The organism is Elstera sp. (assembly GCF_044372965.1).
GTDB lineage: Bacteria > Pseudomonadota > Alphaproteobacteria > Elsterales > Elsteraceae > Elstera.
Genome location: NZ_JBILQX010000261.1, coordinates 1 through 3,726, shown reverse-complemented (window position 1 = coordinate 3,726; position 3,726 = coordinate 1). Strand labels below are relative to the sequence as shown.

General features: G+C 61.0%; 3 protein-coding genes. All 3 read right to left on the bottom strand.

Annotation, left to right across the window (positions count from 1 at the left end; all coding sequences use genetic code 11):
- Positions 1-2,214, bottom strand: a 2,214-nt coding sequence (locus ACIQ36_RS19180) for a valine--tRNA ligase (RefSeq protein WP_395832345.1), incomplete at its 3' end; no start/stop codon positions are given.
- Between the two features lie 92 nt (positions 2,215-2,306).
- On the bottom strand, positions 2,307-2,963 hold the full coding sequence (locus ACIQ36_RS19175; RefSeq protein WP_395832343.1) for a DUF2497 domain-containing protein: 657 nt from the start codon (positions 2,961-2,963) through the stop codon (positions 2,307-2,309).
- A gap of 87 nt (positions 2,964-3,050) precedes the next feature.
- Positions 3,051-3,726 (bottom strand): TolC family protein (locus ACIQ36_RS19170; protein ID WP_395832341.1); only part of this gene is annotated, 676 nt, incomplete at its 5' end.

Sequence of the window (3,726 nt, the reverse complement as noted above, 5' to 3'; positions counted from 1 at the left end):
GCCGCCCATGCCGATCACCCAGGTCATTTCGGCATGGGCGGCAGGATCGATCAAACTGTCCGGCAATTCCGGCCAGGGCGCGACCAGCAGGCTTTCGCCCGTGCCGCCCGACAAATGCTCCCACAGGGCTTCAGTGATGAAGGGCATGAACGGGTGCAGCAGGCGGGCGATTTGCTCCAGCGCCCAGGCGGTCGTCGCGCGGGTTTCGGCGGCGAGCGCCGCATCATCCCCGGCTAGGATCGGCTTGGTCACTTCCAAATACCAGTCGCAGAAACTGCCCCAGGCGGTCGCGTAGAGCAGATTGGCGGCATCGTTGAAGCGGTAGGCGGCGAGCGCCTCTTCCAGCTTCGCGCGCAGGCCCGCAAGCTCGCCGATGATCCAGCGGTTCACGGTGCCCTTCGCCTGGGCCGGGTCGAAATCAGCCACGCGAGCGCAGCCGTTCATCTCGGCAAAGCGCGTGGCATTCCAACGCTTCGTTGCGAAATTGCGATAGCCTTCAACGCGTTGGGTGGAGATTTTGACGTCCCGCCCAGGGGCCGCCATCGCCGCCATGGTGAAGCGCAGCGCGTCGCAGCCGTATTTGTCAATCAAATCAAGGGGATCGACGACATTCCCCTTCGATTTCGACATTTTTTGGCCCTTTTCGTCACGGACCAGCGCATGAACGTAAACCGTGCGGAACGGCACATCGCCCATGAAATGCAGCCCCATCATCATCATTCGGGCGACCCAGAAGAAGATGATGTCGAAGCCCGTCACTAGCACGTCGCCGGGGTAATAGCGCGCCAGATCGGGCGTTTTTTCCGGCCAGCCGAGGGTCGAGAACGGGAAAAGCGCCGAGCTAAACCAGGTATCGAGCACGTCGCTGTCGCGCGTCAGGGCCGTCGCGCTACCGTAATGTTTATCCGCCTGGGCTTGCGCGTCGGCCTCAAGTTCGGCCACGAAAATCTTCCCGTCCGGCCCGTACCACGCCGGAATCTGGTGCCCCCACCAAAGCTGGCGCGAAATACACCAAGGCTGGATGTTGCGCATCCACTGGTAATAAGTATTGGTCCATTGCTCGGGCACGAACTTGGTGCGCCCGGTTTCGACCGCTTCCAGCGCCGGTTTCGCCAGGGTTACGGCGTCGCAATACCATTGATCGGTCAGCCACGGCTCGATCACCACGCCCGACCGGTCGCCGTGGGGCACCATATGGGTGTGCGGTTCGACCTTCACTAAAATTTCTTGTTCTTCAAGCGCTTGCACGAGCTTCTTACGCGCTTCGAACCGATCTAGGCCGCGATATTCGTCGGGAACCTGATCGTTCAGGCGCGCGTCGCGGTCAAAGATGTTCACAAGCGCAAGCCCATGCCGCCGACCAACCTCGAAGTCATTGAAATCATGGGCCGGGGTGAGTTTCACCGCGCCGGTGCCCTTTTCGGGGTCGGAGTATTCGTCGGCGACGATCTGGATACGGCGGCCCACCAACGGCAGAATGGCGAATTTGCCAACGAGGTCGGCGTAACGCGCGTCTTCGGGGTTCACCGCAATGCCGGTATCGCCGAACATGGTTTCGGGGCGCGTCGTCGCCACGGTAATGAAGCGGTCCGGCTGGCCTTCGATGGGATAGCGCAGGTGCCAGAGATTGCCCTTAACTTCCTTCGGCTCCACTTCCAGGTCGGAAATAGCCGTGTGCAGCTTCGGATCCCAGTTCACGAGGCGCTTATCGCGGTAGATGAGGCCCTGGTTATAGAGATCGACGAAGACCTTGCGGACCGCCGCCGACATGCCCTCGTCCATCGTGAAGCGCTCACGCGGCCAATCGGCGGAAGCCCCCAGGCGGCGCAACTGCCGCACGATGGTGCCGCCCGATTCCTCTTTCCACTCCCAAACCTTTTCGATGAAAGCGTCGCGCCCCATTTCCACGCGGCGCTTGCCGTCGGCCTCAAGCTTGCGCTCGACCACCATTTGCGTCGCGATCCCGGCGTGATCGGTGCCCGGCTGCCAGAGGGCATCGAAGCCGCGCGCGCGGTGGTAGCGGATCAGCACGTCCTGCAACGTCATCGTCAAGCCGTGGCCGATATGAAGGCTGCCGGTCACATTCGGCGGCGGCATCATGATGGTGTAGGGCGTCTTATTCCCGGCCCCGGTTGCCGCAAACCCGCCGCTTTGTTCCCACTTCGGATAGAGACGGCTTTCCAAATCGGCGGGCGTATAGGTTTTTTCGAGCATCGGGAACCCTTTAGAGATCGACTTTAAGACGGCAAAACGGCCGCAGAGCTTGCGCCCGCGCGGCCGTTAGCACTCTAGAGAAAAAGAAGCGTTTAGCGGCGGCGACCGGAGGCGGCGAGGCGTTGGATTTCCTCGCGGACCATGGTTTCCACCATCGGCGGCAGGTTGCGGTCCAGCCATTCGCGCAAAACCGGCTTCAGCGCTTCGCGCACCAGCTCGTCCAGTGTGGGGTTAGAGCCGCCCGAGGCGCGCATAACGGCGGCCGCCGGCGAATCATCCTCATCCGGCTCTTGCAGTTTTGCAAAAGCACGGCTGGCTGCACTGGCCGAGTCCGGAGACATCAGCGCATCGTCATCAAAACTCATGCTCGCTGCCTTTTTGCCAGTCTCGAATGAACCCGTATCGAACGTCGGGCCTGCCTTCTTAACCGGAGCCACATCGTCCTTCGCCGAATGCGTCGGAAGATCGTCGAAATCCATACTGAAGGAAGGCTTTGGTGCTTCCACCGCCTCGATGCCCAAGCTACGGGCCATTTCCATATCGTCTTCGTCGTCGGAATCGGCCCGCTGTGTCAGATCGAACACATCGGCCCGCATGGTTCCAGCCGCAGGCACGGGGGCTAAAACAACGGGGGCCGAAGCCTCCGCGTCATCCGCCTGAGCACCGTCCCCATCTTCCGATATGATACGGCGGATGGAGGCGAGGATTTCCTCCATCGACGGTTCTTGATGGGGTTTCGGGTCGCTCATCGCTTCCTCATGCTACGCAAACACTTATGGCAATGACTTTAGTCAAAGCTTTGACCGTTTGCCAATCGGAAGAATCGAAATTTGCGCTTATTCCTGCGCAATACCGGTTCCAAGCCACTTTCCATCGACGGCGCGGTAGTTTTCTTCCACGTCATACAGCGGGACTGCTAAGCCTAACTGCCGCGCGGTCAAGCGCCCCGTTGCACTGAGCAACGAATAAGCCGCCACCTGCTCATCCCGCTTGGAGCGGACCATCGACACGCGCGCGTTCAACAGTTCTTGTTCCGCGTTCAGCACATCAAGCGTCGTGCGCGAGCCGACGACGGCTTCTTGCCGCACGCCTTCCAGTGCGATTTCGTTGGCACGGATTTGCGCTGCGAGCGATTCGATACGGGCCTGGGCAGATTTCATCTGCTCGTAAGCCTGGGTCGCCTGCTCCACCGCCGAGCGGCGTTGGGTATCGATATCAGTCTTACGCTGCCCTGCCGTCTGCTTGGCCGAACGCACGCGCGAATAGGTGCTGCCGCCTTCGTACAAGGGGGCGGAGACCTGCACGGTCACGCTGGCCGAGGACGTGCGCTCGACACCAATTTGCTGATCGTGGCGACGACTAACGTCGCCGACGAGGCTAACGGTCGGCAGCAGTTCGCCGCGCACTTCATCCACCGCCAGCTTGGCGACGCCTTCATCATATTGGGCGGCGGTAATCGCTGGATTATTGGCCTGCGCCAAGGTGCGCGCTTCTTCCAGCGACGTGGGAATA

Coding starts and splice junctions, on each gene's coding strand:
- ACIQ36_RS19175 (WP_395832343.1), bottom strand. CDS start 2,963: ATGAGCGACCCGAAACCCCATCAAGAACCGTCGATGGAGGAAATCCTC.